Here is a 24,158-nt window from a genome sequence, read left to right as displayed (position 1 = left end):
GAAAACCTGGCTAGAAGGGGGCAGGACCGTACAGGGCAGCGGGGGCGCCGGTGGACATGGCCCAGTAGCGGTCGCCGTACGACCAGTGCCACCACTCGGTCGGGTAGTTGACCAGGCCCACGGGCTCCAGGGCGGCGGCCAGGATCTTGCGGTGGGCGCGGGCCTGCGCCGGGATGCCGGCGGCGGCCGTGTAGCAGGCGCCGCCGCTCTCCTCGGGGTTGTCGTTGACCTGGGTGCCCATGTCGTACTCGGTGCCGTCGGGGGCGCACAGGGTCAGGTCGACGGCGGCGCCGGCGGTGTGGGGGGCGACCTCGACGGGGGACACATAACGACTCGCCGCGATATAGGACTCGTCAGGCGTCATGTCGGGATAAGTGGTGAGGAGCTCCTCGCGGTACCCCTCGAAGATGCGCCGCTGCGTGGCGATGGGCCGGTATCCCTCGACGATCAGCAGGTGGAAGCCGTCGGGCAACGAGCTCTCGGCCCGCTCCAGCCGGTCGAGCAGCCCCGCCCGCAGGTGCGCGTACGCGCCGTCGGCGTCGGCCAGCCGCGTGTCGATCCGCAGCCGCCCGCGCACGTCGGCCAGCGGCTCACCGCACTCGCGGACGGGGACCGCCGAGACGCGCGGGTCGGAGATGAGGACTACGTCGGTGTCGAGCTGCCACATGGGCAGAAATTCTCACACAGTGTCGGAGAAAACCTGCTCCCGGGCCTGTTCCAGGGCCGCGACCATGGCCCCGCGCAGCACCGCGTTGCCGGTCACCCTGGTGGTCACCACGGTCGGCTGGCTCGGGCACACGCGGGCCACGGCCTCCTCGACCTTGGCGGCCAGCCGCTCGCCGCCGGCCCGGCCGACGTCGCCGCTGAGCACGATCAGCCCGGGGTCGAGCACGACGGCCACGGCCGCCGCGCCCACGGCCAGGCGGCCCGCCACCTCGTCCAGGTAGTCCTCGTCGCCGTTGCGGACCAGGTCGGGCACGGTGTAGCCGATCACGCCGTGCTCGCCGGCCAGGCCGCGCAGGGCGTCGTGGCCCACCAGGCGCTGGAACGAGCCCGACTGCGGCTGCGAGACGTCGGACGGCAGCGGCTCGCCCGGCACCGGCAGCCAGCCGATCTCGCCCGCGCCGCCGGTGATCCCCCGGTGCAGCCGGCCGCCGAGCATGACGCCCAGACCTTGGCCGACGCCGGCCCAGATGACCACGAAGTCGTCGTGGCCGACGGCGGCGCCGTAGCGGCTCTCGGCCAGGGCGACCAGGTTGACGTCGTTCTCTATCGTCACCGAGCCGCCGAGGGTCTGGCGCAGGCTGGCCAGCACGCCGACGTGCCAGTCGGGCAGGTCGTAGGACCAGCGCACGTCACCGCTGCGGGGATCGACGACGCCGCGGGTGCCGATGACGAACGAGCGGAGCTGGGAGAGCTCGACGCTGGCCGTGGCACAGGCCCGCTGGACGGCCGAGTGGACCGCCTTCACCGGATCGCGGGCGTCGGACGGGTTGACCGTCACCTCGACAACGATTTTACCTGTGATGTCCGCCACACCCACAGTGAGACTGTCGGGCAGCACCTCCAGCCCGGCGACGTACGCGCTCGACGGAACCACCGCGTACAGGGCGGCGTGCGGTCCCCGGCCGCCGGCGCGCTCGCCCGCGACCTCCACCAGGCCCCGTTCTTCGAGTCGAGCGAGCAGCTGACCTGCGGTTACCTTGGATAGCCCCGTTCGCTCCCCCAGTTCGGCGCGGGTCAGCGGACCGTCCGCGAGGAGGAGTTCAAGTGCCGAGCGGTCGTTCAACCTGCGCAGCAGCCGGGGGATCCCCGGGCTTCGACTCATTACCGCACCCCTCTCGTCACGAATGGCTAACGAGCGTTTCTTTTAAGAAAGTTTCTTGTTAGTTTAACAGCGTCGTTCGGCATTTGACGATCAGCCTGGTGCGGACCGTAGGCCAGCACCCGGGAAGGGAGAACCCTGTGAGGATCGCGAAGATCACAGCCACTACGGTCACCACGGCCGCCCTGGCCCTGGGCCTGGCCGCCTGTGGGTCAAGCGAGGAGCCGAAGCCGTCGTCCAGCGCGGCCGCCCCCGCTTCCAGTGGCCCGAAGTTCGCGGGCAAGACGCTCAGCGTGTGGCGTCTGGGCGACAGCAACCCCGCCGCCGCCAAGTACATGGAAGAGCTCAACGCCGAGTTCAAGAAGCAGACCGGCGCCGAGGTCAAGCTTGAGTGGATCCCGTGGCCGCAGGTGGCGGACAAGTTCGCCGCCGCCGCGACCGGCACCGGCCCGGACGTGACCGAGATCGGCAACGACCAGGTCCCGATGTGGCAGAGCCAGGACGCGCTCACCCCCATCACCGACATCGCGCGTGAGGGCGACCGGGCCCAGATCCCCGAGAACCTCTACGGCTACGAGACGGTCGACGGCGAGATCTACGGCATCCCGTGGGGCGCCGGCGCCCGCGCGGTGCTCTACCGCAAGGACTGGTTCGCCGACCTGAAGATCGAGGTTCCCAAGACCTGGGACGAGCTCGTCGCCGCGGCCAAGAAGATCCAGAAGGAGAAGGGCGCCGGCGTCGACGGCTTCGCCTTCAACGGCGGCTCCGACGCCAACCACCTGCTGGCCGCGTTCGCCTGGTCCGAGGGCGGCGAGTTCGCCGTCAAGGAGGGCGACAAGTGGGTCGGCAAGCTGACCGACCCCGGCTTCCAGAAGGGCTTCGAGACCTACACCGGTCTGGTCACCGGCGGCCTGTCCAGCAAGGCGAACCTGACGCTGAACACCGTCGACATCCGCAAGCGCTTCGCCAACAACAAGGTGGCGATGTACCTCACCGCCGGCTGGGACCTGCCCGGCATCGAGGAGGACTCGAAGGGCAAGCTGAAGGGCGACAAGCTCGGCTTCTTCCCGCTGCCCGCCAAGACCGGCGGCCTGGCCCCGTCCTTCTTCGGCGGCAACGACATCGCGCTGTGGGGCGGCACCAAGGAGGCCGACCTCGGCAAGGAGTACATCAAGCTCGCCACCAGCAAGACCTGGGCCGACCGCTACGCCAAGGAGGGCGGCCTGCTGCCGGTCTACCCCGACACCCTGGCGGCGCTGAACGAGGACCCGGCGCAGGGCCCGTTCGCCCAGGCCTTCGCCAAGGCCAAGGCGTTCCCGGCCGACCCGAACTGGGCCGAGGCCGACGCCACCAAGGCCGTGCTGCAGAACGCGGCGCGCGCCGTCATCGAGGGCAAGAAGGACACCACCACGGCTCTCGCTGACGCCAACAAGGAACTCGAAGAGATCCTGAACCAGTAACGATGGCGAACACGACTACGGTCACCCGGGGCAGGGGCTCGTCCCCCGCCCCGGGGCGCCGCCGTAAGAAGGGCGGCGGGCCCGTCAAGGCCACCGGGATGCCCACGTGGAGCATCCCGTACGTGCTGCTCATCCCCGGTCTGCTGGTCATCGCGGGACTGCTGCTGTACCCGATGTTCCAGCTCGGCGTGATGGCCTTCCAGAAGGTCGGGCTCGCGCAGATCAGGGGGAGCAAGCCGGCCGAATGGGTGGGCCTGGACAACTTCAACAAGGTCCTCTCCAACGACATCTTCTGGTCGGCTCTGCGCAACACCGTGGTGTTCGCCTTCGTCGCCGTCAGCCTCACGTTGATCGTGGGCACCGCGGTCGGCGTGCTGCTGAACAAGCTCGGCAAGAAGATGTCCCTGTTCGTGGTCATCGGGTGCATGTTCGCCTGGGCCGTGCCGCCGGTCGCGCAGGGCGTCATCTGGCGCTCGCTCTTCGACGCCGAGTCCGGCATCGTGAACTGGCTGCTCAACCTGCTGCCCGACTGGCTGGCCGCGCCACCCGCCGGCCAGCAGGACTGGACGGGCACCCCCTGGCTCAACGACACCTTCCCGCTCTACGTCGCGCTGATCGTGTGCGTGGTGTGGGCCGGGTTCCCGTTCATCGCGGTCTCGGTGCTGGCCGGGCTCAAGGGCATCCCGTCCGAGCTGTACGAGGCGGCCAAGGTCGACGGCTCGGGGGCGTGGCGGACGTTCAGGAAGATCACCCTGCCGCTGCTCAAGCCGGTCTTCGCCGTCCTGACGATCCTGTCGATCATCTGGGACTTCAAGGTCTTCAGCCAGCTCTACGTGCTGATGAACGGCCCGACCAACCGCGACGGTTTCAACCTGTCGATGTACGCGGTCGCGGAGGCGTTCAAGCCCCCGCAGAAGCTGGGCACGGGCGCGGCGATCTCCATCGTGCTGACGATCATCCTGCTCATCATCACCGTCGCGTACGTCCGGCAGATCGTGAAGCAGGAGGAGATGTGAACGCGCTGGCCCGCAAGAAGCTCGGGAAGATCCTCCTGAACACGGCCGGTGTGCTGGTCTTCCTCTACGCGGTCTTCCCCGTCTACTGGATGGTCTCCACCGGCTTCAAGGAGAACGACCAGATCTTCACGACGGAGTTCATCCCGTTCCCGACGCACTTCACCTTCGACCACTTCGCGCGGGTGCTGACCGAGGGCGTGGCGAACAACTCCATCTGGCTCTACATGCGCAACAGCGCGATCGTGGCGCTCGGCACCGTGCTCATCGGCTCGGTCTTCGCGCTGCTGTCGGCCACGGCCATCGCCCGCTTCCGCTTCAAGGGGCGTGGCACGTTCCTGGTCATCCTGCTGATCGTGCAGATGTTGCCGGCCGAGGGCCTGCTCATCCCGCTGTACATGATGGTCAAGCGGGTCGGCCTCGGTGACCAGCTCATCGGGCTGATCATCACCCAGGTCGCGCTGACGCTGCCGTTCGGCATCTGGATGTTGCGCACGTTCGTGGCCGCGGTGCCGCGGACGCTGGAGGAGGCGGCCTGGATCGACGGCGCGAGCCGCCTGACCACGTTCTGGAAGGTGCTGTTCCCGCTGGTCGCGCCGGGGTTGGTGGCCACGAGCATCTTCTCGTTCATCACCGCCTGGAACGATCTGGTGTTCGCCCTCTACCTGATGTCGGGTTCCGAGGGCTACACGATGCCGGTCGCCCTGCAGTACTTCTTCGGCCAGAAGGGCGTCGACTGGGGCGCGATCATGGCCGGTTCCACCCTGATGACCCTTCCGGTGGTCGTCTTCTTCCTGCTGGTACAACGCCGCATGGTCGCCGGTCTCACCGCCGGGGCCGTGAAGGGGTAACAGGCACTGATCCTCGTACGGCTCGGCTGGTCCGGGCCGTACCCGATCGTGCCTTCATTCAAGTGATGAGGAGCCATGAGTCAGAGTGATCGGGGGCTGCGTCGCCTCGCGGCCGGCACGCTGCTCGTCGCCTTCCAGGGCACCACGGCGCCCGACTGGGTGCTGCGTGAGCTGGACAACGGCCTGGGCGGCGTGACGCTCTTCGGGTTCAACGTCGCCGGTCCCGACCAGGTCAGGTCGCTCACCACGACGTTGCGCGCCTCGGCCGAGCCCGTCATCTCGCTCGACGAGGAGGGCGGGGACGTCACCAGGCTGGCCTACCACGTCGGCAGCCCGTATCCGGGGAACGCGGCGCTGGGGGCGGTCGACGACGTGGACCTGACCTGCCGGGTCTACGCGGCGATCGGGTCCGAGCTGGCCGCGTGCGGCATCAACCTGGACCTCGCGCCGAGCGCGGACGTCAACACCGAGGCCGACAACCCGGTGATCGGGACCAGGTCCTTCGGCGCCGACCCGGCGCTGGTGGCCAGGCACACGGTCGCGGCGGTCAACGGCCTGCAGTCGGTGAACGTGGCCGCCTGCGTCAAGCACTTCCCCGGCCACGGCGCCACCCGGGTGGACTCCCACCTGGCCGTGCCCGTCGTGGACGTCGGCCTGGACGTGCTGCGCGCCCGCGAGCTCGCGCCGTTCCGGGCGGCCATCGAGTCCGGCGCCAAGACCGTGATGACCGCCCACGTGGCGGTTCCGGTGGTGACCGGGGACACTCCGGCCACCCTGTCACCCGCCGCTCTGACCGGGCTCCTCAGGGGCGAGCTCGGCTACGACGGCGTGGTGATCACGGACGCGCTGGACATGCACGCGATCACCAAGAGCGTCGGCCTGGCCAACGGCGCCGTGCTCACGCTCGCGGCCGGGGCGGACCTGATCTGCCTCGGCCCGATCCCCGGCGAGGACGACGTCCAGCGGGTCATCGGGGAGATCGTGGCCGCGGTGACCGAGGGCCGCCTGCCGGCCGCCCGGCTGGAGGAGGCGGCCGACCGCGTGGGAGCGCTGCGGGCCTGGTTCGGCACGCCCGAGGTGATCGCGGCCGAGCAGAACGGGGTCGGCCTGCACGCCGCCCGCCGCGCCGTGCGGCTGACCGGCGAGACGGAACCCCTGGTGGAACCCCTGGTGATCGAGGTGGACACCCCGCCCACGATCGCCGTGGGGAACGTGCCATGGGGTGTGGGGCCGTGGCTGCCGGACGCCGAGATCGTCCGCGTCGAGCCCGCGGCCGCCGACGTCCCCGCCCTGCTGGCCAAGGCCGCGAACCGGTCGCTGGTCATCGTGGTGAAGGACGCCCACCGCTACCAGGCGAGCCAGGAACTGGTCTCCGCTCTGGTGGCGGCCCGCCAGGACGCGACGGTGATCGAGATGGGCCTGCCCGTCTGGCGGCCCGACAGCGCCGCCTACATCGCCACGTACGGGGCGGCCAGGGCCAACGCCCAGGCCGCCGTGGAACTGATCACCGCCTGAGGCGAACAGCCCAGGCCCGCCGGATCAGGGCGTGAGGAGCTCTTCGCGCGCCTGGTCCAGGGCGGCCAGCACCGCGCCGCGCAGCACCGGGTTGGCGTGGGCGACCGCCGTGGTGACCACCTGCGGCCGCACCGGGCAGATCCGCGCCACGGCCTCCTCCACCCTGGAGGTCAGCGCGGATCCCCCGGCGTGGCCCACCTCCCCGGCCAGCACGACCAGCCCCGGGTCGAGGATCACGCAGACCGCCGCCACGCCCAGCGCCAGCCGGTGGGCGATCTCGTCGAGCATCGGCTCACCGCGGGACCCGGCCGCCACCGCGACCTCGACGCACTCGCCGGCGCTGTCGGCCGTGAAACCGTAGCCGCGGGCCAGCTCGGCCACCGCCTCGGCGCTCACCAGCGACTGCAGGCCGCCCGCCAGCGACGGCAGCCGGCCCGGCTTGGTGCGGATGTCCTCCGGCAGCGGCACGCCGGGCACCGGCAGGTAGCCGATCTCCCCCGCGCTGCCCGAACGCCCCCGGTGGAGCTTGCCGCCCAGCATGACGGCCATGCCGAGGCCCCGGCTCGCCCACACCAGCACGAAGTCGTCGACGCCCTTGGCCGCGCCGTCGGCGTACTCGGCGATGGCGGCCAGGTTCACGTCGTTCTCGATCGTCACCTCGCGCCGCAGGTCGCCGGCGAGCGCCTCGTGGATGCCCTCGTGCCAGCCCGGCAGGTCGAAGGAGAAACGAACGTCGCCGCTGCGCGGATCGACCACGCCCGGGGTGCCGATCACCACGCCGCGCAGCTTGGCCAGGCTGACCTTCGCGCTGCGGCACGCCTTGACGATCGCGCCGTGCACGGCGGCCACCGGGTCGTCGTGGCCGCCGGGATCGACGGTGACCTCGGCGATGGTGCGGCCGTGGATGTCGGCGACGGCGGTGGAGATGAGCTCGGGCCCGACCTCCAGACCGGCCACGTACGCGCTGGAGGGGATGACCGAGTAGAGCGCCGCGTTCGGCCCCCTGCCGCCCGCCTGCGCGCCCACCACCTCGACCAGGCCGCGCTCCTCCAGCCGCGCGAGCGTCTGGGAGGCGGTGACCTTGGACAGACCGGTCAGGTCGCCGATCTGCCCCCTCGTCATGGGGCCGGTGGCCAGCAACAGCTCCAGTGCGGCCCGATCGTTGATCTCCCGGAGAAGTCTGGGCACACCAGGACGACGCTCCACGCTGATTCCCACCGTCAATTCGAAAAGGTTGTTGGAAGTTTAGCGTCCCAGCTCTTGCATATCATCGGAGCCGAACACGAGGATGCCTCATGACAATCCCCCGCGGCCCGGCGATCATGCTCGCGCTGGGCCTCGTGCTGCTGCTGGACGTGTTGAGAGTCTTCCTCCCGTCGTTGATCACCCTGTTCGGCCGGGCGGGCGAGACGCCGCCGGAGCTGATGGGCCTCTACGCCGCCGCCTGGTTCATCCTGCCTTTCCTGGCGCTGTTAGCCAAGCCGCGCCACGCTCTGCTCGGCGGCGCCGCGGCGCTGGTCCTCACCAGGATCCTGCTGCAGGCGGGCGTGAGCCAGCTCCACGTCGCCTCCGCCGGCGTCACCGCGGGCCTGGTGTTCCTGTACGGCTGCGCCCACACCGTCCCGCGCCGGGCGGTCCCCGTCGGCGTCATGGGCGGACTGAGCCTGTCACTGATCGTCCACCTGCTGCTGGACGGCGTGGACCTGGTCTGGCGCGACGGCCTGGTCCCGTGGCTGGCGGCGCTCTGCGTCTGCGCCGCCTTCCTGAGCCTCCTCCGCCCGCCGGCCGCCGAGGTGGACCGCGCGCCCGCGCTGACGTGGTTCCTGCTCGGCCCGGCGATGCTGCTGACCGGCGTCGCCGCCACGGGCTGGGCCAAGCCCGAGGACGGGCCGCCCGCTCTGTGGCAGGTCATCATGGGCACCGGCCTGATCGTCCTCGTTCTGGTGGCCGCCGGGGTGCGGGCCGTCAGGCCGCCGTCCTCCCCCGTCTTGGACCTCGGCGCCGGGGTCCTCCTGGTGCTCTGCGCGGTGACCTTCCTGTTCGAGTCGTTCACCTCGGCCGGCGCGCTGCTCATCCTCTGGCTCGGCTTCCTGCTCGCCGGGACCGTCCGGCCGGAACGTCCCGGTGGGCGGCGTCCCGGGGTGGCCGTGCTCGGGGGCGGGCTGGTCTTCTTCGTCGGGCTGTTCGTCTACTACGCGGCCTACGACATGAGCCTCGGCTTCCCCAACGGCCTGATCCTCATCGTGGTGGCCGTGCTGGTGGCGGCCCTCACCGTCGTCAAGGCGCTCGCCGTGGACTCGTCCGCCGTCCAGGAGCGCGCCCCGGGGGGATGGCTGCCGCCGGCGGTCGCCGTGCTGCTGGTGGGGCTCGTCACGCTCGGGACGCCGTCCGCGCCGCCCGTACGGGCCAAGCAGGGCGACACCTTCACCCTGATCGCCTACAACATCCGCATGGGCTACGGCCTGGACGGCCGCCTGTCGCTCGACAAGATCGGGGCGTGGGCCGCCGCCCAGAAGCCCGACGTCGTGCTGCTCAGCGAGGTGGACCGCGGCTGGCTGCTCAACGGCGGCCACGACGACCTGGCCAGGATCGCCCGCCGCCTCGGCATGCGCTACCACTTCGCGCCCGCCGCCGACCAGGTGTGGGGCGACGCGCTGCTCACCAACCTCCCGGTCAAGCAGGTGCACTCCCACCCGCTGGGCGCCCACGACTACCCGACGGGGGCGCAGGCCCAGACGGTCGTCCTGGAGGTCGGCGGCAGGGAGGTGGGCATCGTCAACACCCATCTGCAGGCTCCCGAGGGCCAGGCGCCCGAGGTCGCCGCGATCGCCCGCGCCCTGGCCGCCGGCCGGGACGCCGACGAGGCCGGGCGCGGCGCGGCCGGAGCCGGGGAGCAGGTGAGGCGACCGGTGATCCTGGCGGGCGACCTCAACACCCGGCCCACCGATCCGGCCATGGAGGTGCTGAAGGCGGCCGGTCTGAGCGACCCGCTGACCGCGTTCGGGGACCCGCCGACCTCGCCCGCCGACGCCCCCAAGGAGCGCATCGACCACGTGCTGCTCACCAAGGGATTGACCGCGATTTCGGCGCAGGCGCCGCGGTTGCCGTATTCGGATCACCTGCCCGTTCTGACGACCTTGCGCCTAACCAGTGTTGACCAGGAGGGATAATCGAGAACATGCGCCTTTCCGCTCGTGTCGACTACGCCCTCCGTGCCGCCGCTGAACTCGCCGCAGCCGGCGCGGGTCCGACTACCGTGGGTGAGCTCGCCAAGGAACAGGACATGCCTCCCAAATACCTGGAGAACATCCTGCTCCAGATGCGCCGCGCCGGCCTGGTGCGCGGCCAGCGGGGTCCCGAGGGCGGCTACGTGCTGGCCCGGCCCGCCGCGAACATCTCGCTCGCCGACGTGATCAGGGCCGTCGACGGGCCGCTGGCCAACGTGCGCGGCGAGCGTCCCGAACACGTCGGCTACCGGGGTCCGGCCGAGTCGTTGCAGCAGGTGTGGATCGCGTTGCGCGCCACCGAGCGGGCCATCCTGGAGGAGGTCACGCTCGAACAGGTCGCCACGGGCAGCCTTCCCGAGCGCGTCCGCCAGCTCGCCGCCGACCCCGCCGCCTGGGACTGACGACCACCGGCCGGGCCCGGCGGCGGGCGCCCTCGGGCCCCACGGCCGCCGTCCCGGCCGGGAGGCGGGTACCTAGACTGGAGGGATGCCCGAGGGAGACGCCGTCTACCGCACCGCGGCGCGCCTGCGCGGCGCGCTCGACGGCCGCGTGCTGACCAGGTCGGACTTCCGCGTCCCGCGGCACGCCACCGCGGACCTGAGAGGCCGTGCGGTGCTCACCACCGTCTCCAGGGGCAAACATCTGCTGACCCGGGTCGAGGGCGGCCTGACCGTGCACACCCACCTGCGCATGGACGGAAGCTGGCGGGTCATGCCCGCGGGCCGGCGCACGGCCGGCGGCGACCAGGTGCGGCTGATCCTGGCCAACGAGGAGTGGCAGGCGGTGGGGATCAAGCTCGGCATGGTCGACCTGGTCACGACCGCCGACGAGGAGCGCCTGGTGGGGCACCTGGGGCCGGACCTGCTGGGCGCCGACTGGGATCCGGGCGAGGCCGTGCGAAGACTACGAGCGGCACCGGACAGGACGATCGGCGAAGCGCTGCTCGATCAGCGCAACCTGGCGGGGATCGGCACGATCTATCGCGCCGAGACCCTGTTCCTGCGCGGGATCTGGCCGTGGCGGAAGGTCGGGGAGATCGAGGATCTCGAAGGGCTCGTCACGCTGGCCCACCGGCTGCTGGAGGCCAACAAGGGGCATGGCGGCACGGTGACGACAGGTGATCGCCGCCCGGCGAACCAGACCTGGGTCTACGGCAGGGCAGGGAGACCCTGTCGCCGATGCGGCACGCGCATCAGCCGCGGGGAGATGGGGGCACAGCCACAGGAAAGGCTGATCCTGTGGTGTGGTGGCTGCCAGCCGCGTTAGGCCGCCACCATGTCCTTGACCTCGGGGAACACGGTGTCGCCGATCGAACCGGGAACCGTCTCGGCAAGGGGCAGGCGCTCGTGCTCGGGCATGTCGGCCAGCACAGGCGCGGCCTGGAGCTCCGCCAGCGCGAACTGGTCGGAAACCTCACGCAACACCTGCGAGAGCGGCACACCGAGGGCACCGCAAATGGACGCGAGCAGCTCGGACGAGGCTTCCTTCTGGCCACGCTCGACCTCGGAAAGATAACCGAGCGAGACACGCGCCAGCGTGGACACCTCGCGTAGCGTGCGCCCCTGACGCACCCGCAACCGCCTCAGCACGTCACCGAGCAGCTGACGCAGCAGAATCATCTGTCGCTCCCTCCCCGGCGTGGATGTCTTCACCACGCCCCGCGCGATCGGATCGTGCCGCACATTGGTCTTCTTGGCTTCGTACATACTCCTCGCCGTCATCATGGGGCGTCGCCTCCCCGGGTCTGCCGCTCGTGCCTGGTCGCGCGACTCATCAGGCCCGCCTGCCGGGCGCTCGGTGCTTGCAGTTGGCTCACGGACCTCACTCACAGCTCCACCGTACCCGTATCCACCGACACCGCGTCAGACCGTGCTTCGCATGTTCGCTCGGGACGTAACACGGTAATCATCCGGAATGTTCCCCTTTGTTGGCCTTCAGCACACCTGCGAGGAGATCGACTGCCTCGTGCACCGTCCTTACCCGGATACGTTCGCGCGACCCCTCAAGGCTCAACGCACGCACCAGGTTCTCCCCGCCCGGGCCGTGGACCGCGGCGTACACCAGGCCCACGGGCTTTCCGTCCTGGGGTTCCGGGCCGGCCACACCCGTCACGGCCAGCCCGTATGCCGCCCCGCACACCCGGGCCACCCCTTCGGCCATCGCCGCGGCCACCTCGGGATGCACGGCCCCCTCGCGGCTCAGCAGCTCGCCGGGCACGCCCAGCAGATCACGCTTGAGATCGGTGGCGTAGGAGATCACCCCGCCCCGGAACGCCTTGGACGCCCCCGAGACCGACGTGAACGCGGCCCCGATGAGCCCGCCGGTCAACGACTCGGCCACCGCCACGGTGGCGTCCTGCCGCACCAGCAGGGCCAGAACCTCGGCCACGTCCGCCATCGCTCAGATCACTCCCCACGCGCCCGTCTGGCCACCTGGCGCAGCTTGACCGCCCGTACGAGATAGTCGACGCCCGTCGCGACGGTCACGACAAGGGCCGCGCCCATCACCACCCATCGCAGCGGGTCGGGCACCCCCGGCAGGATGTAGAGCACGATGGCGGCGATCTGCAGCACGGTCTTGACCTTGCCGCCGTAGCTGGCCGGGATGACCGCGTGCCGCAGCAGGACCAGCCGGAGCAGGGTGATGCCCAGCTCGCGGCCCAGGATCACGATCGTGACCCACCACGGCAGCTCGTCGAGGATCGACAGGCACACCAGCGCCGCCCCGGTGAGCGCCTTGTCGGCGATCGGGTCGGCGATCTTGCCGAAATCGGTGATCAGCCCGTAGCGGCGGGCCAGCTCGCCGTCGAGATGGTCGGTGATCGAGGCGACCCCGAACACCCCCAGGGCGGCCAGCCGCCAGCCGGTGCCGGGCAGGAACAGGCATGCGACGAAGAAGGGGACGAGCGCCAACCGGAGGACCGTGAGGACGTTGGCGATGTTCCACGGGCTCACCACGCGGCGCTCGTCCCTGGTCATGGACTGGCCTTGATGCGCGCGATCAGGTCAACCCCCTCGGCGTCGACCACGACCGCGCGCACGATCTGTCCCTTGACCAGGCCGATGCCCTGGACCGTCACCGAGCCGTCGACCTCCGGGCCCTGGTGGGCGGCCCGGCCCTCGTAGCCGCCGTCTCCCAGGTCGTCGTCGATGAGCACGTCGACCTCCGTGCCGATGCGCTCCTCCGCGCGCTGGGCGGTCAGTTCCTCCGCCAGCTCGGTGAGCACGCGCACGCGCTCGTCGATGACCTCCTGGTCGAGCTTGCCCGGCAGGTTGGCCGCCTCCGTGCCGTCTTCGTCGGAGTAGCCGAACACGCCGATCACGTCGAGCCTGGCCTGCTCCAGGAAGCCGACCAGCTCGCCGAACTCCTCCTCGGTCTCGCCCGGGAAGCCGACGATGAAGTTGGAGCGCACGCCCGCCTCGGGAGCGCCCTTGCGCACGCTCTCCAGGAGGCCGAGGAACCGCTCGGGGTCGCCGAAGCGGCGCATCCGGCGCAGGACGCCGCCGCTGGCGTGCTGGAAGGACAGGTCGAAGTAGTCGGCCACGCCCTCGGTGGCGGTGATGACGTCGATCAGCCCCGGCCGCAGCTCGGCGGGCTGCAGGTAGCTGACCCGCACCCGGTCGATGCCCGGCACGGCGGCGAGCTGCGGCAGCAGCTTCTCCAGCGCCCGCAGGTCGCCCAGGTCCTTGCCGTAGGAGGTGGAGTTCTCCGAGACCAGGACGAGCTCGCGCACGCCGCGATGAGCCAGCCAGTCGGCCTCGGCGAGCAGCTCGTCGGGGTTGCGCGAGACGTAGGCCCCGCGGAAGGCCGGGATGGCGCAGAACGTGCAGCGCCGGTCGCAGCCGGAGGCCAGCTTGAGCGAGGCGACCGGGCTCTCGTCGAGGCGTTTGCGCAGCACGCGCGGGCCGCTGGCGGGCGCGAGCCCGTCGGGGAGCTCGCCGTGGCCCGGGATGCCGGTCTTGGGCGCGCTGCCGCGCTCGACCGGCGAGATGGGCAGCAGCGTGCGGCGGTCGCGCGGCGTGTGCGGCTTGAGCGGACGCCCGGCCAGCACGTCGTCGAGCCGGCCGCCGATCTCGGTGTAGTCGTCGAAGGAGATGACGGCGCTCGCCTCGGGCAGTGCCTCGGCCAGCTCGTTGCCGTAGCGCTCGGCCATGCAACCCGCGGCCACCACCTTCGCCCCGGAGTCGGCGGCGGCGAGCAGCGTGTCGATGGAGTCTTTCTTGGCCGAGTCAATGAAGCCACACGTGTTGACGACGACGACGTCGGGGTCGTCGTCGCCCAGCTGCCAGCCGGCAGCCTCTAGTCGCGCGGCCAGCTCCTCGGAGTCGACCTCGTTGCGCGCGCAGCCCAGGGTGATCAGCGATGCGGTTCGGCGGGATGACATGGTGAACACTACGGTATCGGGAGTTGGCCACCACCTGATGCACGGCCTCCCCGCCGGACTACCGCGGAGGCGACGCGTCGAGGCCGAACGAGCGGGTCACCATCTCGCCCCGGCCCCCGAGTTTGTCCACCTTCTTGCCGTTGACCTGCAAGGACACCGCTCCGGCGTCACCGAGGAGCAGGCTGACCTTCTCGGCGGCCCGCCAGGTCGAGCTGTCTCCGGCCTTCAACATCCCGGCGAAGAGCATGCGGCCCTGACCGTCGCGCACGTTCACGTACGACGTACGCCTGGCCTCGATCTTCAGGGTGACCATGCCTTTGCCCGCTTTGCCCTTGCCCGCCGCGGCCCTGGGCCCCTCGGTGATGGGCGTGTTCGGCGGCACGCTGGGCTTGGGCGTGATGGCGTGCACGTCGGCGGTGCGCACCTGGTCGCTCGCGCCGCCGAGCACGCGCACCGTGCCGAACACCACCACGACGGCCAGCGCCACGCCGAGCGCCATCGTCCAGTTGGGCCCCCGGCGTTCGCGCAGGGCGAGCGTGCGGTCGGCCTGGAACACGGCGGCGGCGCGGACGGGCTGCGGCGCCCCGCCGTGTTGCTGGTCGAACAGGTGGACCGTGGCCTCGGGATCGAGCCCGACGACCTTGGCTATGGCCTTGACGTGACCGCGGGCGTAGAACCCGCCCCCGCACTGTTCGTAGTCTTCCTGCTCGATCCGATTGATGATCGTTTCTCGGATCCGGGTCGCCGCGCTGACCTGCGCGACCGTCAATCCCGCCGCCTGCCTGGCCGCTGCCAGCATGGCCCCGATGCTCTGTTCCTGCACAGCGAACGCCTCCCCACCACGACAGTGCGTAGTGGTTCATATTCAATCAGTTATCGCCGTGGAACCGTGCATTGGGGTCATTCGCCACGCAGGTCGGCCAGCAGGCCGGGCAGATCGTCCGGTTTCACCAGCACTTCCCGGGCCTTGGAGCCTTCGCTGGGGCCCACCACGTTGCGGCTCTCCAGCAGGTCCATCAGCCGTCCGGCCTTGGCGAAGCCGACCCGCAGCTTGCGCTGCAACATCGAGGTCGAGCCGAACTGGGTGGTCACGATCAGCTCGGCGGCCTGGATCAGCAGGTCGAGGTCGTCGCCGATCTCCTCGTCGATCTCCCGCTTGACCGGCGCGGCGGCCACGTCGTCGCGGTACTCGACCTGCATCTGCTCCTTGCAGTGCGTGACGATCTCGGCGATCTCCTTCTCCGAGACGAACGCGTTCTGGATCCGGATGGGCTTGCTCGCGCCCATCGGCAGGAACAGCGCGTCACCCTGGCCGACCAGCTTGTCGGCGCCCGGCTGGTCGAGGATGACCCGCGAGTCGGTCAGCGACGACACCGCGAAGGCCAGCCTGGACGGCACGTTGGCCTTGATCAGGCCGGTGACGACGTCGACCGAGGGCCGCTGGGTGGCGATCACCAGGTGGATGCCGGCCGCGCGGGCGAGCTGCGTGATGCGCACGATCGAGTCCTCGACGTCGCGCGGGGCCACCATCATGAGGTCGGCCAGCTCGTCCACGATCACCAGCAGGTACGGGTAGGGCTGGTAGACCCGCTCGCTGCCCGGCGGCGGCACGAGCTTGCCCGCGCGCACGGCCTTGTTGAACTCGTCGACGTGCCGGAACCCGCTGGCGGCCAGGTCGTCGTAGCGGCGGTCCATCTCGCCCACGACCCATTCCAGGGCCTCCGCGGCCTTCTTCGGGTTGGTGATGATGGGCGTGATGAGGTGCGGGATGCCCTCGTAGACGCTGAGCTCGACGCGCTTGGGGTCGACCAGCACCATGCGCACCTCGTCGGGGGTGGAGCGCATGAGGATGCTGGTGATGAGGCCGTTGACGCAGACCGACTTGCCGGCGCCGGTCGCGCCCGCGATGAGCAGGTGGGGCATCTTGGCGAGGTTGGCGACGATGGTCCGTCCCTCGACGTCCTTGCCCAGGCCCACGATCATCGGGTGGTGGTCGGCCTGGGCCACCTGGGAGCGCAGCACGTCGCCGAGCGCGACCAGGTCCTTGTCGGCGTTGGGGATCTCGACGCCGATCGCCGACTTGCCGGGGATGGGAGACAGGATCCGGACGTCGGCCGACTTGACGGCGTAGGCGATGTTCTTGGTGAGGGCGGTGACCTTCTCCACCTTGACCGCCGGGCCCAGCTCGATCTCGTAGCGGGTGACCGTCGGGCCGCGGGTGAAGCCGATCACCTGCGCGTCGATGGAGAACTGCTCCAGCACGCTGGTCAGCGCGTTGACCACGGTCGTGTTGGCCTTGGTCTGCGGCTTGGGCGCGGTGCCTGGCTTGAGGAACTGCAGGTCGGGCAGGCTGTACGGCCCCGCCTGCGGCGACAGCACGAGCTGCTCGACCTTGCGCGGCGCGGGCGTGGGCTCCGGCGGCTCCGGCCTGCGCTCGGGCACGGACGGCTCCTCGTCCGCGGGCCCGTCGACGAGCCCCGGCACGATCTCCGGCGAGTGGTCGGCCAGCTTGTCCTTCTCGGCGATGACCGGCGTGTCGTACGGTTTGACCGTCTCGGCGCCCTCGGCCTCCGCCTTCTTGGCCCGCGGCCGGCGCTTGGCGGGCTCGCGCGGGGCGAGCGGCTCGGCGTGCCGCTCGAACAACATGTGCCGCAGCTCCGACAGCCGCTCGGGGATGCGGTGGACGGGCGTGGCGGTGATCACCAGCACGCCGAACCCGGACAGGAGCAGCAGCAGCGGGATCGTGATCCAGGACGGCAGGATGCTCATCGGCGGCGCCGACACGATGAACCCGATCATGCCGCCGGCGGCCGACACCTTGTCCATGCCCTGCCCCTGGCCCGCCGGGTAGGGGGTGTCGTTGGCCACGTGGATGACGCCGAGCACGCCGACCATGAGCGCGCTCCACCCGATGACCATGCGGCCGGTGTCGGCGTTCTGGTCGGGGTGGCGCAGGTAGCGCCAGGCCAGCAGGCCGAGCAGCAGCGGCAGCGCCCAGGCCAGCGAGCCGAACACGGCGTGCACGACGGTGTTCACGACGCCGGAGACCGTGCCCTCGGGGTTGCGCCAGGTCATCGAGGCCAGCACGATCGCGCCGGCCAGCACCGACAGGCCCACGCCGTCGCGCCGGTGTGCGGGGTCGAGCTCGCGGGCGTTCTTGCCGAGCGCGCGGGCGGTGCTGCCGATGCCGTTGGCGAGCAGCATCCACAGCCCGACGATCAGCTTGCCGATCATCGTGAAGACCCAGCTGATCGGGTCGGGATGGGTCACGGAGGACTTGCGGCCGGAGCTCGCGGCCTTCGCCCTCGGTCGCCCCGCCGCCGTGGCCGGCCGCTTCGCGGGGGTCGATCGAGGCGAGGTCGACCGCTTCGCCGGCCCCTTCGATGCGCTTTTCGGCGTACGGGTGGCCATGATGCCAAAGGTACGTCGGAGACGGCGTCGCACGCGCGGAGACGCGCCGTGCGCCCGAAATGTCCTACTGTCTTCATATAGATGACTGATCACGTTCGGTGGCGTCGTGCATCGTCCGCCGTCATGACGTACACGCTGATCCACCTCACCGACGTCCATGTCGTGCCCGAGGTGCCGCTGCACGGCTCGGCGGACCGGCGGTCGGGGAGGCTACGAGCTGGACACCGAGGTCCTGCTCAGTCATATCGGGTGACGAATGAGATCATGTCGCCGCGGCAGCGCCGCTCGACGTGACACAGGGGCTGCCCGTCGTGCGTGAGCAGCCCCTCCCGCACCAGCACCGCCTCGCCCGCCTGCATCTCCAGCATGCTCTGGTCGTGCAGATCGGCGGGCTCGGCCGAGATGGCGTGCCAGGCGTAGCGGTAGGCGTGCCCGGCGGCCTCCAGTGCGGCGAGCACGCCCGCCCTGGCGTCGAGGCGCAGCCCGGCCAGCTCGGGGGCCAGGCGGTAGCGGCTGAGCACGCAGGGCCGCTCGGCGTTGCGGAGCAGGGTGGTGATCTCGTGCACGACGCCGCCGGGTAGCCGCAGGTGACCGGCCGCCACCGGATGCGCCGTCTCCGCGCGCTCCACGACCCGCTCGCCGCCGCCGAACACGCCCGCCATGCCCGCGATGTCCGAAGGGCGGTGCCGACGCGTCTCGGGGTCGACGGAGACCTCGATCCGGCGCGGCGCCCGCCTGACGAAGCTCCCGAGCCCCTGCCGGGTCTCGACCAGGCCGGCCTTGCGCAGCTCCACCATCGCCTGGCGGGCGGTCAGCCGGTGGACGCCGTAGCGCTCGGCCAGCGCGTCCTCGGTCGGCAGGCGCTCGCCCGGCGCCAGCTCGCCCGACTCGATGGACCTGCCGAGGACTCGGGCGATCTCCCGGTAGCGGGCTTGTCGTGGCACGTGAACACCTTAAAGGCGCCGCAGGGTTCATCACCCGGCCACATGCGGGCAGCCTTTCCGCCGCTGCCGTCCGGCCTGCCGGCCTGACTCGGCCGGGCGCCGCGGCGCCGTCGGCCGCCTTCCGCGGGGCGTGCGTCAGCCGGGAGCACCTTCTTCACAACCGGAGGTATCAACGGCAGCCATCTGACACTCTGACTGTGACCGAACTGCCACAACGAGTGATGTTCTAGGACGCACAGTGGACACGACCAGAGTGTCGAGCACAGCCTTCGACGGCACTCCGCACGCCCCGGCGCACGCGCGCCGCTTCATCCGCCAGGTGCTCGGCGAGTGGCGCCTCAACCACCTGACGGAGGACGCGGTGCTGCTGACCAGCGAGCTCGTCACCAACGCCGTGCTGCACGCGGGCACCGGCATCGAGCTGACCTGCCGCCTCGACGTCGCGGCGAGCCCGGCCAGGCTGGAGATCGAGGTCGACGACCACCGGCCCGGCAGGACGGTCCCGACCCCCGAGGCCATGTCCACCGACCCCGCGCGCACGTCCGGGCGCGGGCTGGCGCTGGCCGCCATGCTGGCCGACGCCTGGGGCGTCACCTACACCAGGACCGCCAAACGGGTGTGGGTCCGCATGGAGCTGACCGACGGGCCCGACCACCAGGAGGTCATGGTCGGCACGCCGGGCCTGGCGCCCGCCACCGTGGCCGCGCCCATCGAGGGGCTGCACGTCGGGGTGCTGCTCGCCGACGCCGACGGGACCGTGCAGTCGTGGAACTCCGAGGCCGAGCACCTGCTGGGCTGGACGTCCGAGCAGGCCGTCGGCAGGCCGCTGGCCGACCTGGTGGCCTGGCGCGGCCACGGCCCGTACGCGATGTCCCTGGCCGGCACCCTGTCCCTGGGCCGCTGGCGGGGCGAGGCGCGCATGCGCCACCTCGACGGCCGGCTGATCCCCGTCTACGTCTCCCACGTGCGCAGCCGCGGCGGGCCGCAGGACCGGCGGTCGATCTGGATGATGGTGGCCGGCGACCACCGCTACGTGCTGACGCCGCCGGCCGCGCCGCTGCGCCGGGAGGCCGGGCGGCGGATCAAGGACCTGCTCGACCGGGACATGCCGTTCGCGGAGCTGCTGGACACCATCGCGCGGATCGTCCAGACCAGCAGCGGCGGCGACGCGGCGTACGTGCTGCTGGCCGCCGAGGGCGGCGACCGGTTCGGCGTGGCCGCGGGCGCGGGCGCGACGGCGGGGCTGGTCGGCGTGCTGGCCGCGGGCGTGTTCGGCCCCGACGGCAGGACGCCGTCGATGATCGACGACCTGCTGGCCGGCGACGTCGAGCTGGCCCAGCAGCTGCGGGCCAGGTCGCTGGCGTGCGCGCCGATGAGCGTGGGCGGCGAGGTGACCGGCTACATCGTGGTGACCGCGGCCCAGCCGGGCCGCTTCGACCAGGAGCTCACGGTCAGCCTGCAGCACATCGCCGACCAGGTGGCCGTGCCGGTGCAGCGCGAGCGGCTGGCCGAGCGCGAGCGCGCCCACCGGGGCCGGCTGTCGTTCCTGGCCGAGGCGGGCGAGCTGCTGGCCGGGGTGCACGACGAGGAACTGATCGCCGCGCTGACCGCGCAGCTCGTCGTGCCCAAGATCGCGACGTGGGCCGCGGTCTACCTGACCGATCTGGCGGGCATGACCAGGCTGGCGCACGTCTGGCACAGCGAGGAGCGCTACAACGCCAACCTGCGCAGGTCGCTGCCGGCGATCCCGCGCACCGCGCTCAACGAGGTGAGCTGGCCGGTCGGCCCCGAGACGGTGCTGTCGTTCCCGCTGCTCACGCAGGGCAGGTCGCACGGCGCGCTGGTGATCGGCCGCTCCGAGCCGACCCTGCCGCTGGAGCTGGCCGACCTGCTGGCCGACCTGTGCCGGCTGGTCGCGCTCAACCTGCACACCGCCATGCTGTACGCCCGCCAGGCGACCACCTCCCGGGTGTTGCAGCGCAGCCTGCTGCCCATGCGCGTGGCCCCCATGCCGGGCCTGGAGTCGGCGGTCGTCTACGAGCCGGCCGAGGAGGGCGCCGACGTGGGCGGCGACTTCTACGACCTGTTCACCGTCTCCGACCACTGGTGCTTCGCCCTCGGCGACGTGTGCGGCAGCGGCCCCGAGGCGGCCGCGGTGACCGGCCTGGCCCGGCACGCCGTCCGGCTGCTGGCCAAGGAGCACTACACGGTGGCCGACATCCTCGACCGGCTCAACCAGGCCCTGCTGGAGGAGGGCGACGACGGCCGTTTCCTGAGCCTGCTGTGCGGGGAGCTGATCCCGCTGCCCCAGGGCGGCGCGCTGTGCACGATCGCGTCCGCCGGGCACCCGCCGCCGCTGCTGCTGCGCGCCGACGGCGCGGTCGACACGGTGGCCGCGCCGCAACTGCTGCTCGGCGTCGAGGCCGGCGCCAGGTTCTACGTCGAGACGTTCGAGCTGGCGCCGGAGGAGGTGCTGCTGTGCGTCACCGACGGCGTGACCGAGCGGCGCGACGGCGACCGGCTGCTCGACGACGACGACGGCCTGTCGGCGCTGCTGTCCACCTGCCGCGGGCTGAGCGCCCACGCGGTGGCCGAACGCGTGCGGCACGCGGTCGAGACGTTCGCCCAGGAGCCGTCGCAGGACGACGTGGCGCTGCTGGTCATCAAGGCCGCGACGGAGCTGCGCGGGGTCAGGCCGTGAAGCGGTAGGTGGTCGAGGAGGCGTGGCGCTCGCCGGGCCGCAGCACGGTCGAGGGGAAGTGCGGCTGGTTCGGCGAGTCGGGGAAGTGCTGGGTCTCCAGGCACAACCCGGCGAAGGGCCCGTACGGCGTGGCCACCCCGTCGAGCATGCCGCCCGTGTAGAACTGCACGCCCGGCTCGGTGGTGGTCACCCGCATGGTCAGGCCGCCCGCGCTGACCTCGATGTCGCCGTCGAGCACGTAGCAGTGGTCGTAGGCGCCGCCCATCCGCTCGCGCACCGCGTGCGGCTCGGTGAAGTCGAAGGGGGTGCCCTTGACCGGCGCGAGCTCCCCGGTGGGGATCTTGCCGTCGTCCACCGGGAGGTAGTGGGCGGCGTCCAGCCTGATCAGGTGGCCGAGCACGTCGCCGCCGCCGGTCAGGTTGAAGTAGGAGTGGTTGGTGAGGTTGAGCACGGTGGGCGCGTCGGTCTCGGCGGCGTAGTCGAGGCGGAGGGCGTCGTCCTCCAGGGTGTAGGTGACCGCGGCGGTGAGCGTGCCGGGGTAGCCCTGGTCGCCGTCGGGGCTGGTCAGTTCCAGGGTGACGGAGGCGGGGGTGCGGGCGGTGATCGTCCAGACCTTGCCGTCGAAGCCCTCGGTGCCGCCGTGCAGGCTGTTGGGGGCGTTGTTGACCGGCAGGCGGTGCTCGCGGCCGTCGAGGGTGAAGCGGCCGCCGGCGATGCGGTTGCCGTAGCGGCCGACCACGGCGCCGAAGTAGCGGCTGCGGGTGCGGTAGTCCTCCAGCGTGTCCAGGCCGAGCACGACGTCGAGGCCGGAGACCGCCAGCGAGCGCAGGACGGCGCCGTAGGTCAGCACCTCGGCGCGCAGCCGTCCGGACGCCAGCTCCACGCGCTCGACGGTCTCCCCCGACGGCAGCGTTCCGAAGATCATGATTGGGCCCTTCCCGTGGACTCGCGGACGATGAGGTCGGTGTCCAGGTTGATCACCGCGCCCTCGCCCTCTGACTGCAGCAGCAGGTCGACCGCCATCCGCCCGGCCACCGCGGCGGGCATCGCCACCGTGGTGAGCTTGGGCCGGCCGAGCCGCCCGGGCAGGATGTCGTCGAACCCGATCACGCTGATCCGGCCCGGCACCTCGACGTCGATCGCGGTGAGCCCTTCGATGAGGCCGAGCGCGACGAGATCGTTGTAGGCCAGCACGCCGGTCGCCCCGCAGGCGGCCACCTCCGGCGCCACCGCCAGGCCGCCGGACTCGGTGGGCTGGTTGGGGCCGAAGAAGAGCAGGTCGAGGCCCGGCATCTCGGCCGCGGCGGCCTGCATCTCGTTGCTGGTCCACGAGCCGGGCGGGCCGGACAGCAGGGCGATCCTGCGGTGGCCGAGCCCGGCCAGGTGCTCCAGGGCGAGCCTGGCGCCCTTGCCGACGTCCATCAGCACCGCGGGCATGCCCTTGATCCGCCGGTTGACCAGCACGAACGGCACGTCCTCCGCCAGGCGTTCGATCATCCGGTTGGACAGCCGGGGGCTGCACAGCAGCACGCCGTCCACCTGCTTGGCGAACGTGCGGATCAGCTCCTCCTCGACCCGCGGATCCTCGTCGGTGTCGGCCACGAAGACGTGGTAGTCGCGCCCCCGCGCCTGCGCCTGCGCGGCCTTGATGAGCGGTGGGAAGAAGGGGTTGGCGATGTCGGCGACGATGAGGCCGAGGTTGAACGTGCGGCCGGTCGTCAGCGCCCTGGCCGCCCTGTTGGGCCGGTAGCCGAGGTCGTCGGCGGCGGCCAGCACCCGGTTCCGCGTGGCAGGATTGACCAGGTGCGGCGCCGAGAACGTGCGCGAGACGGTCGACACGTGCACGCCGCAGGCGCGGGCGACGTCTTTGATCGTCACCGTCATGGCCGTCCTCCTTGCAAACGGTTGCCAGAGCCAAGCCTTGACCTTCGGCGGTCCCGGCGTCAAGGTTTCTGCAACCGTTTGCCTACCAGGAGCCGCCGAGTTCGTTGAGCGTGAACATCCCGCCGGCGCGGTCGTGCACCGGGTCCGACAGGTCGGGCTCGCCCTGTTCTGCGACGAGGGCGGCGGCCTGGGGCTCGGAGTCGTCGCGGGGCTCGTAGCCGAGGCGGCGGGCCTCCTCCAGCGACCACCACCGGCGGGCGTTGCCCGAGACGCCCCAGACGACGTGGTAGCCGGGCGCGACCAGCGCGGCCTCCACCAGACGGGCGAGGTCGCCGGGCGAGATCCAGGTGGCCAGGCCGCGGGTGTCGGCCGAGCCCTCGTTGCAGGTGCCGAGCCTGATCACGGTCACGTTCATGCCGAACCGGTCGTGGTACAGGCTGCCCAGGGCCTCCATGACGACCTTGCTGACGCCGTAGAAGGTGTCGGGCCGCGGGAAGGCGTAGTCGGGCAGGTCGGAGCCGTCCCGTGGCCTGGTGTGGAAGCCGGCCGCGTGGTGGCTGCCCATGAGCACCAGGTGCCGGACGCCCTCGTTCCTGGCGGCCTCCATGAGGACCTGGGTGCCGTTGACGTTGGCGTGCACGATGTCCTCCCACGGGTGCTCGCGGCTCTGGCCGCCCAGGTGGAGGACGGCGTCCACGCCCTTCATGACCTCGGCCACGGCCGCGCGGTCGGCCAGGTCGGCGCCCGCCCATTCCTCGTCCGGGCCCGGCTCGACCGGCCGGAGGTCGGAGAGCCGCAGCGTACGGCCTGGACGGGCGAGCCGCGGACGGAGCAGCGTGCCGACTTTTCCCGCGGCGCCGGTCATCAGAATGCGCATGCCCACCGTTGTACACAATCCTGATTCAAATTCACATACTTGAATATTGACCGCCGTGTCGCGCGA

General features: G+C 71.2%; 21 protein-coding genes. 8 read left to right on the top strand and 13 right to left on the bottom strand.

Annotated features, from left to right (window positions below; genetic code table 11):
- Positions 1–10 precede the first annotated feature (10 nt).
- Both ACFYUV_RS26765 and ACFYUV_RS26760 read right to left on the bottom strand, forming a co-directional pair.
- Positions 11–667, bottom strand: a complete 657-nt coding sequence (locus ACFYUV_RS26765; RefSeq protein ID WP_387672285.1) for a M15 family metallopeptidase — start codon at positions 665–667, stop codon at positions 11–13.
- Between the two features lie 12 nt (positions 668–679).
- Entirely contained in the window at positions 680–1,828 is a 1,149-nt protein-coding gene (locus tag ACFYUV_RS26760) for an ROK family transcriptional regulator (protein ID WP_358291887.1), read from the bottom strand.
- Positions 1,829–1,965: 137 nt separating this feature from the next.
- Here ACFYUV_RS26760 and ACFYUV_RS26755 point away from each other — a divergent pair, with 137 nt between their 5' ends.
- From ACFYUV_RS26755 to ACFYUV_RS26740, 4 genes are all read left to right on the top strand, one after another.
- On the top strand, positions 1,966–3,285 hold the full coding sequence (locus ACFYUV_RS26755; RefSeq protein WP_352323154.1) for an extracellular solute-binding protein: 1,320 nt from the start codon (positions 1,966–1,968) through the stop codon (positions 3,283–3,285).
- A gap of 2 nt (positions 3,286–3,287) precedes the next feature.
- Positions 3,288–4,301, top strand: coding sequence for a sugar ABC transporter permease (locus ACFYUV_RS26750; RefSeq protein WP_357985677.1), 1,014 nt, complete (start codon positions 3,288–3,290; stop codon positions 4,299–4,301).
- Positions 4,298–5,149: a carbohydrate ABC transporter permease gene (locus ACFYUV_RS26745; protein ID WP_352352381.1), complete on the top strand. Its 852-nt coding sequence runs from the start codon at positions 4,298–4,300 to the stop codon at positions 5,147–5,149. Before ACFYUV_RS26750 ends, ACFYUV_RS26745 begins: the two co-directional genes overlap by 4 nt.
- Positions 5,150–5,224: 75 nt before the next feature.
- Positions 5,225–6,664: a glycoside hydrolase family 3 protein gene (locus ACFYUV_RS26740; RefSeq protein WP_387672281.1), complete on the top strand. Its 1,440-nt coding sequence runs from the start codon at positions 5,225–5,227 to the stop codon at positions 6,662–6,664.
- Positions 6,665–6,688: 24 nt separating this feature from the next.
- Here ACFYUV_RS26740 and ACFYUV_RS26735 read toward each other — a convergent pair whose 3' ends face one another.
- Positions 6,689–7,870 carry an ROK family protein gene (locus ACFYUV_RS26735; RefSeq protein WP_387673218.1) on the bottom strand — a complete coding sequence of 394 codons (1,182 nt, stop codon included), beginning with the start codon at positions 7,868–7,870 and terminating at the stop codon, positions 6,689–6,691.
- An 89-nt stretch (positions 7,871–7,959) separates the two neighbouring features.
- Here ACFYUV_RS26735 and ACFYUV_RS26730 point away from each other — a divergent pair, with 89 nt between their 5' ends.
- The 3 genes from ACFYUV_RS26730 to ACFYUV_RS26720 all read left to right on the top strand — a co-directional run bounded on the left by ACFYUV_RS26730 (position 7,960) and on the right by ACFYUV_RS26720 (position 11,157).
- Entirely contained in the window at positions 7,960–9,834 is a 1,875-nt protein-coding gene (locus ACFYUV_RS26730) for an endonuclease/exonuclease/phosphatase family protein (protein ID WP_387672278.1), read from the top strand.
- An 8-nt stretch (positions 9,835–9,842) separates the two neighbouring features.
- A complete protein-coding gene (locus tag ACFYUV_RS26725; protein WP_352323159.1) occupies positions 9,843–10,292 on the top strand; it encodes an Rrf2 family transcriptional regulator in 450 nt (149 codons plus the stop codon).
- Positions 10,293–10,377: 85 nt separating this feature from the next.
- On the top strand, positions 10,378–11,157 hold the full coding sequence (locus ACFYUV_RS26720; RefSeq protein WP_387672275.1) for a DNA-formamidopyrimidine glycosylase family protein: 780 nt from the start codon (positions 10,378–10,380) through the stop codon (positions 11,155–11,157).
- Here ACFYUV_RS26720 and ACFYUV_RS26715 read toward each other — a convergent pair.
- From ACFYUV_RS26715 to ACFYUV_RS26685, 7 genes are all read right to left on the bottom strand, one after another.
- Positions 11,154–11,510, bottom strand: a complete 357-nt coding sequence (locus ACFYUV_RS26715; RefSeq protein WP_352323171.1) for a helix-turn-helix transcriptional regulator — start codon at positions 11,508–11,510, stop codon at positions 11,154–11,156. The two genes, ACFYUV_RS26720 and ACFYUV_RS26715, sit on opposite strands and share 4 nt — an antisense overlap.
- 286 nt (positions 11,511–11,796) lie before the next feature.
- On the bottom strand, positions 11,797–12,288 hold the full coding sequence (locus ACFYUV_RS26710; protein ID WP_387672272.1) for a CinA family protein: 492 nt from the start codon (positions 12,286–12,288) through the stop codon (positions 11,797–11,799).
- Positions 12,289–12,296: 8 nt separating this feature from the next.
- The gene (pgsA, locus tag ACFYUV_RS26705; RefSeq protein ID WP_357985696.1) at positions 12,297–12,869 is read right to left on the bottom strand and encodes a CDP-diacylglycerol--glycerol-3-phosphate 3-phosphatidyltransferase; all 573 of its coding nucleotides are present in this window, start codon (positions 12,867–12,869) and stop codon (positions 12,297–12,299) included.
- Positions 12,866–14,275, bottom strand: coding sequence for a 30S ribosomal protein S12 methylthiotransferase RimO (gene rimO, locus ACFYUV_RS26700; RefSeq protein ID WP_352323163.1), 1,410 nt, complete (start codon positions 14,273–14,275; stop codon positions 12,866–12,868). The genes pgsA and rimO overlap by 4 nt, the downstream gene beginning before the upstream one ends.
- 58 nt (positions 14,276–14,333) lie before the next feature.
- A complete protein-coding gene (locus ACFYUV_RS26695; RefSeq protein ID WP_358291873.1) occupies positions 14,334–15,098 on the bottom strand; it encodes a helix-turn-helix domain-containing protein in 765 nt (254 codons plus the stop codon).
- A 77-nt stretch (positions 15,099–15,175) separates the two neighbouring features.
- A complete protein-coding gene (locus ACFYUV_RS26690; protein WP_387672268.1) occupies positions 15,176–17,686 on the bottom strand; it encodes a DNA translocase FtsK in 2,511 nt (836 codons plus the stop codon).
- A 236-nt stretch (positions 17,687–17,922) separates the two neighbouring features.
- Complete coding sequence (locus ACFYUV_RS26685; protein WP_387672265.1) at positions 17,923–18,630, bottom strand: GntR family transcriptional regulator; 708 nt, start codon at positions 18,628–18,630, stop codon at positions 17,923–17,925.
- Between the two features lie 238 nt (positions 18,631–18,868).
- Between ACFYUV_RS26685 and ACFYUV_RS26680 the strand changes: the two genes are divergently transcribed.
- A complete protein-coding gene (locus tag ACFYUV_RS26680; RefSeq protein ID WP_387672262.1) occupies positions 18,869–21,331 on the top strand; it encodes a SpoIIE family protein phosphatase in 2,463 nt (820 codons plus the stop codon).
- Here the strand turns inward: ACFYUV_RS26680 and ACFYUV_RS26675 are convergent.
- The 3 genes from ACFYUV_RS26675 to ACFYUV_RS26665 form a co-directional block, all read right to left on the bottom strand.
- Positions 21,321–22,256, bottom strand: a complete 936-nt coding sequence (locus ACFYUV_RS26675) for an aldose epimerase family protein (RefSeq protein WP_387672259.1) — start codon at positions 22,254–22,256, stop codon at positions 21,321–21,323. The two genes, ACFYUV_RS26680 and ACFYUV_RS26675, sit on opposite strands and share 11 nt — an antisense overlap.
- The gene (locus tag ACFYUV_RS26670) at positions 22,253–23,215 is read right to left on the bottom strand and encodes a LacI family DNA-binding transcriptional regulator (RefSeq protein ID WP_387672256.1); all 963 of its coding nucleotides are present in this window, start codon (positions 23,213–23,215) and stop codon (positions 22,253–22,255) included. The genes ACFYUV_RS26675 and ACFYUV_RS26670 overlap by 4 nt, the downstream gene beginning before the upstream one ends.
- An 82-nt stretch (positions 23,216–23,297) precedes the next feature.
- Positions 23,298–24,092 carry an NAD-dependent epimerase/dehydratase family protein gene (locus tag ACFYUV_RS26665; protein WP_387672254.1) on the bottom strand — a complete coding sequence of 265 codons (795 nt, stop codon included), beginning with the start codon at positions 24,090–24,092 and terminating at the stop codon, positions 23,298–23,300.
- Between the last annotated feature and the right edge of the window lie 66 nt (positions 24,093–24,158).

The organism is Nonomuraea sp. NPDC003560, assembly GCF_042878785.1.
GTDB lineage: Bacteria > Actinomycetota > Actinomycetes > Streptosporangiales > Streptosporangiaceae > Nonomuraea.
Note: the sequence above shows the minus strand (reverse complement) of the source record. Positions and strands in the feature narration are given on the sequence as shown.

Coding starts and splice junctions, on each gene's coding strand:
- ACFYUV_RS26765 (WP_387672285.1), bottom strand. CDS start 667: ATGTGGCAGCTCGACACCGACGTAGTCCTCATCTCCGACCCGCGCGTC.
- ACFYUV_RS26760 (WP_358291887.1), bottom strand. CDS start 1,828: ATGAGTCGAAGCCCGGGGATCCCCCGGCTGCTGCGCAGGTTGAACGAC.
- ACFYUV_RS26750 (WP_357985677.1), top strand. CDS start 3,288: ATGGCGAACACGACTACGGTCACCCGGGGCAGGGGCTCGTCCCCCGCC.
- ACFYUV_RS26740 (WP_387672281.1), top strand. CDS start 5,225: ATGAGTCAGAGTGATCGGGGGCTGCGTCGCCTCGCGGCCGGCACGCTG.
- ACFYUV_RS26730 (WP_387672278.1), top strand. CDS start 7,960: ATGACAATCCCCCGCGGCCCGGCGATCATGCTCGCGCTGGGCCTCGTG.
- ACFYUV_RS26725 (WP_352323159.1), top strand. CDS start 9,843: ATGCGCCTTTCCGCTCGTGTCGACTACGCCCTCCGTGCCGCCGCTGAA.
- ACFYUV_RS26720 (WP_387672275.1), top strand. CDS start 10,378: ATGCCCGAGGGAGACGCCGTCTACCGCACCGCGGCGCGCCTGCGCGGC.
- ACFYUV_RS26715 (WP_352323171.1), bottom strand. CDS start 11,510: ATGATTCTGCTGCGTCAGCTGCTCGGTGACGTGCTGAGGCGGTTGCGG.
- ACFYUV_RS26710 (WP_387672272.1), bottom strand. CDS start 12,288: ATGGCGGACGTGGCCGAGGTTCTGGCCCTGCTGGTGCGGCAGGACGCC.
- pgsA (WP_357985696.1), bottom strand. CDS start 12,869: ATGACCAGGGACGAGCGCCGCGTGGTGAGCCCGTGGAACATCGCCAAC.
- rimO (WP_352323163.1), bottom strand. CDS start 14,275: ATGTCATCCCGCCGAACCGCATCGCTGATCACCCTGGGCTGCGCGCGC.
- ACFYUV_RS26690 (WP_387672268.1), bottom strand. CDS start 17,686: ATGGCCACCCGTACGCCGAAAAGCGCATCGAAGGGGCCGGCGAAGCGG.
- ACFYUV_RS26675 (WP_387672259.1), bottom strand. CDS start 22,256: ATGATCTTCGGAACGCTGCCGTCGGGGGAGACCGTCGAGCGCGTGGAG.
- ACFYUV_RS26670 (WP_387672256.1), bottom strand. CDS start 23,215: ATGACGGTGACGATCAAAGACGTCGCCCGCGCCTGCGGCGTGCACGTG.
- ACFYUV_RS26665 (WP_387672254.1), bottom strand. CDS start 24,092: ATGCGCATTCTGATGACCGGCGCCGCGGGAAAAGTCGGCACGCTGCTC.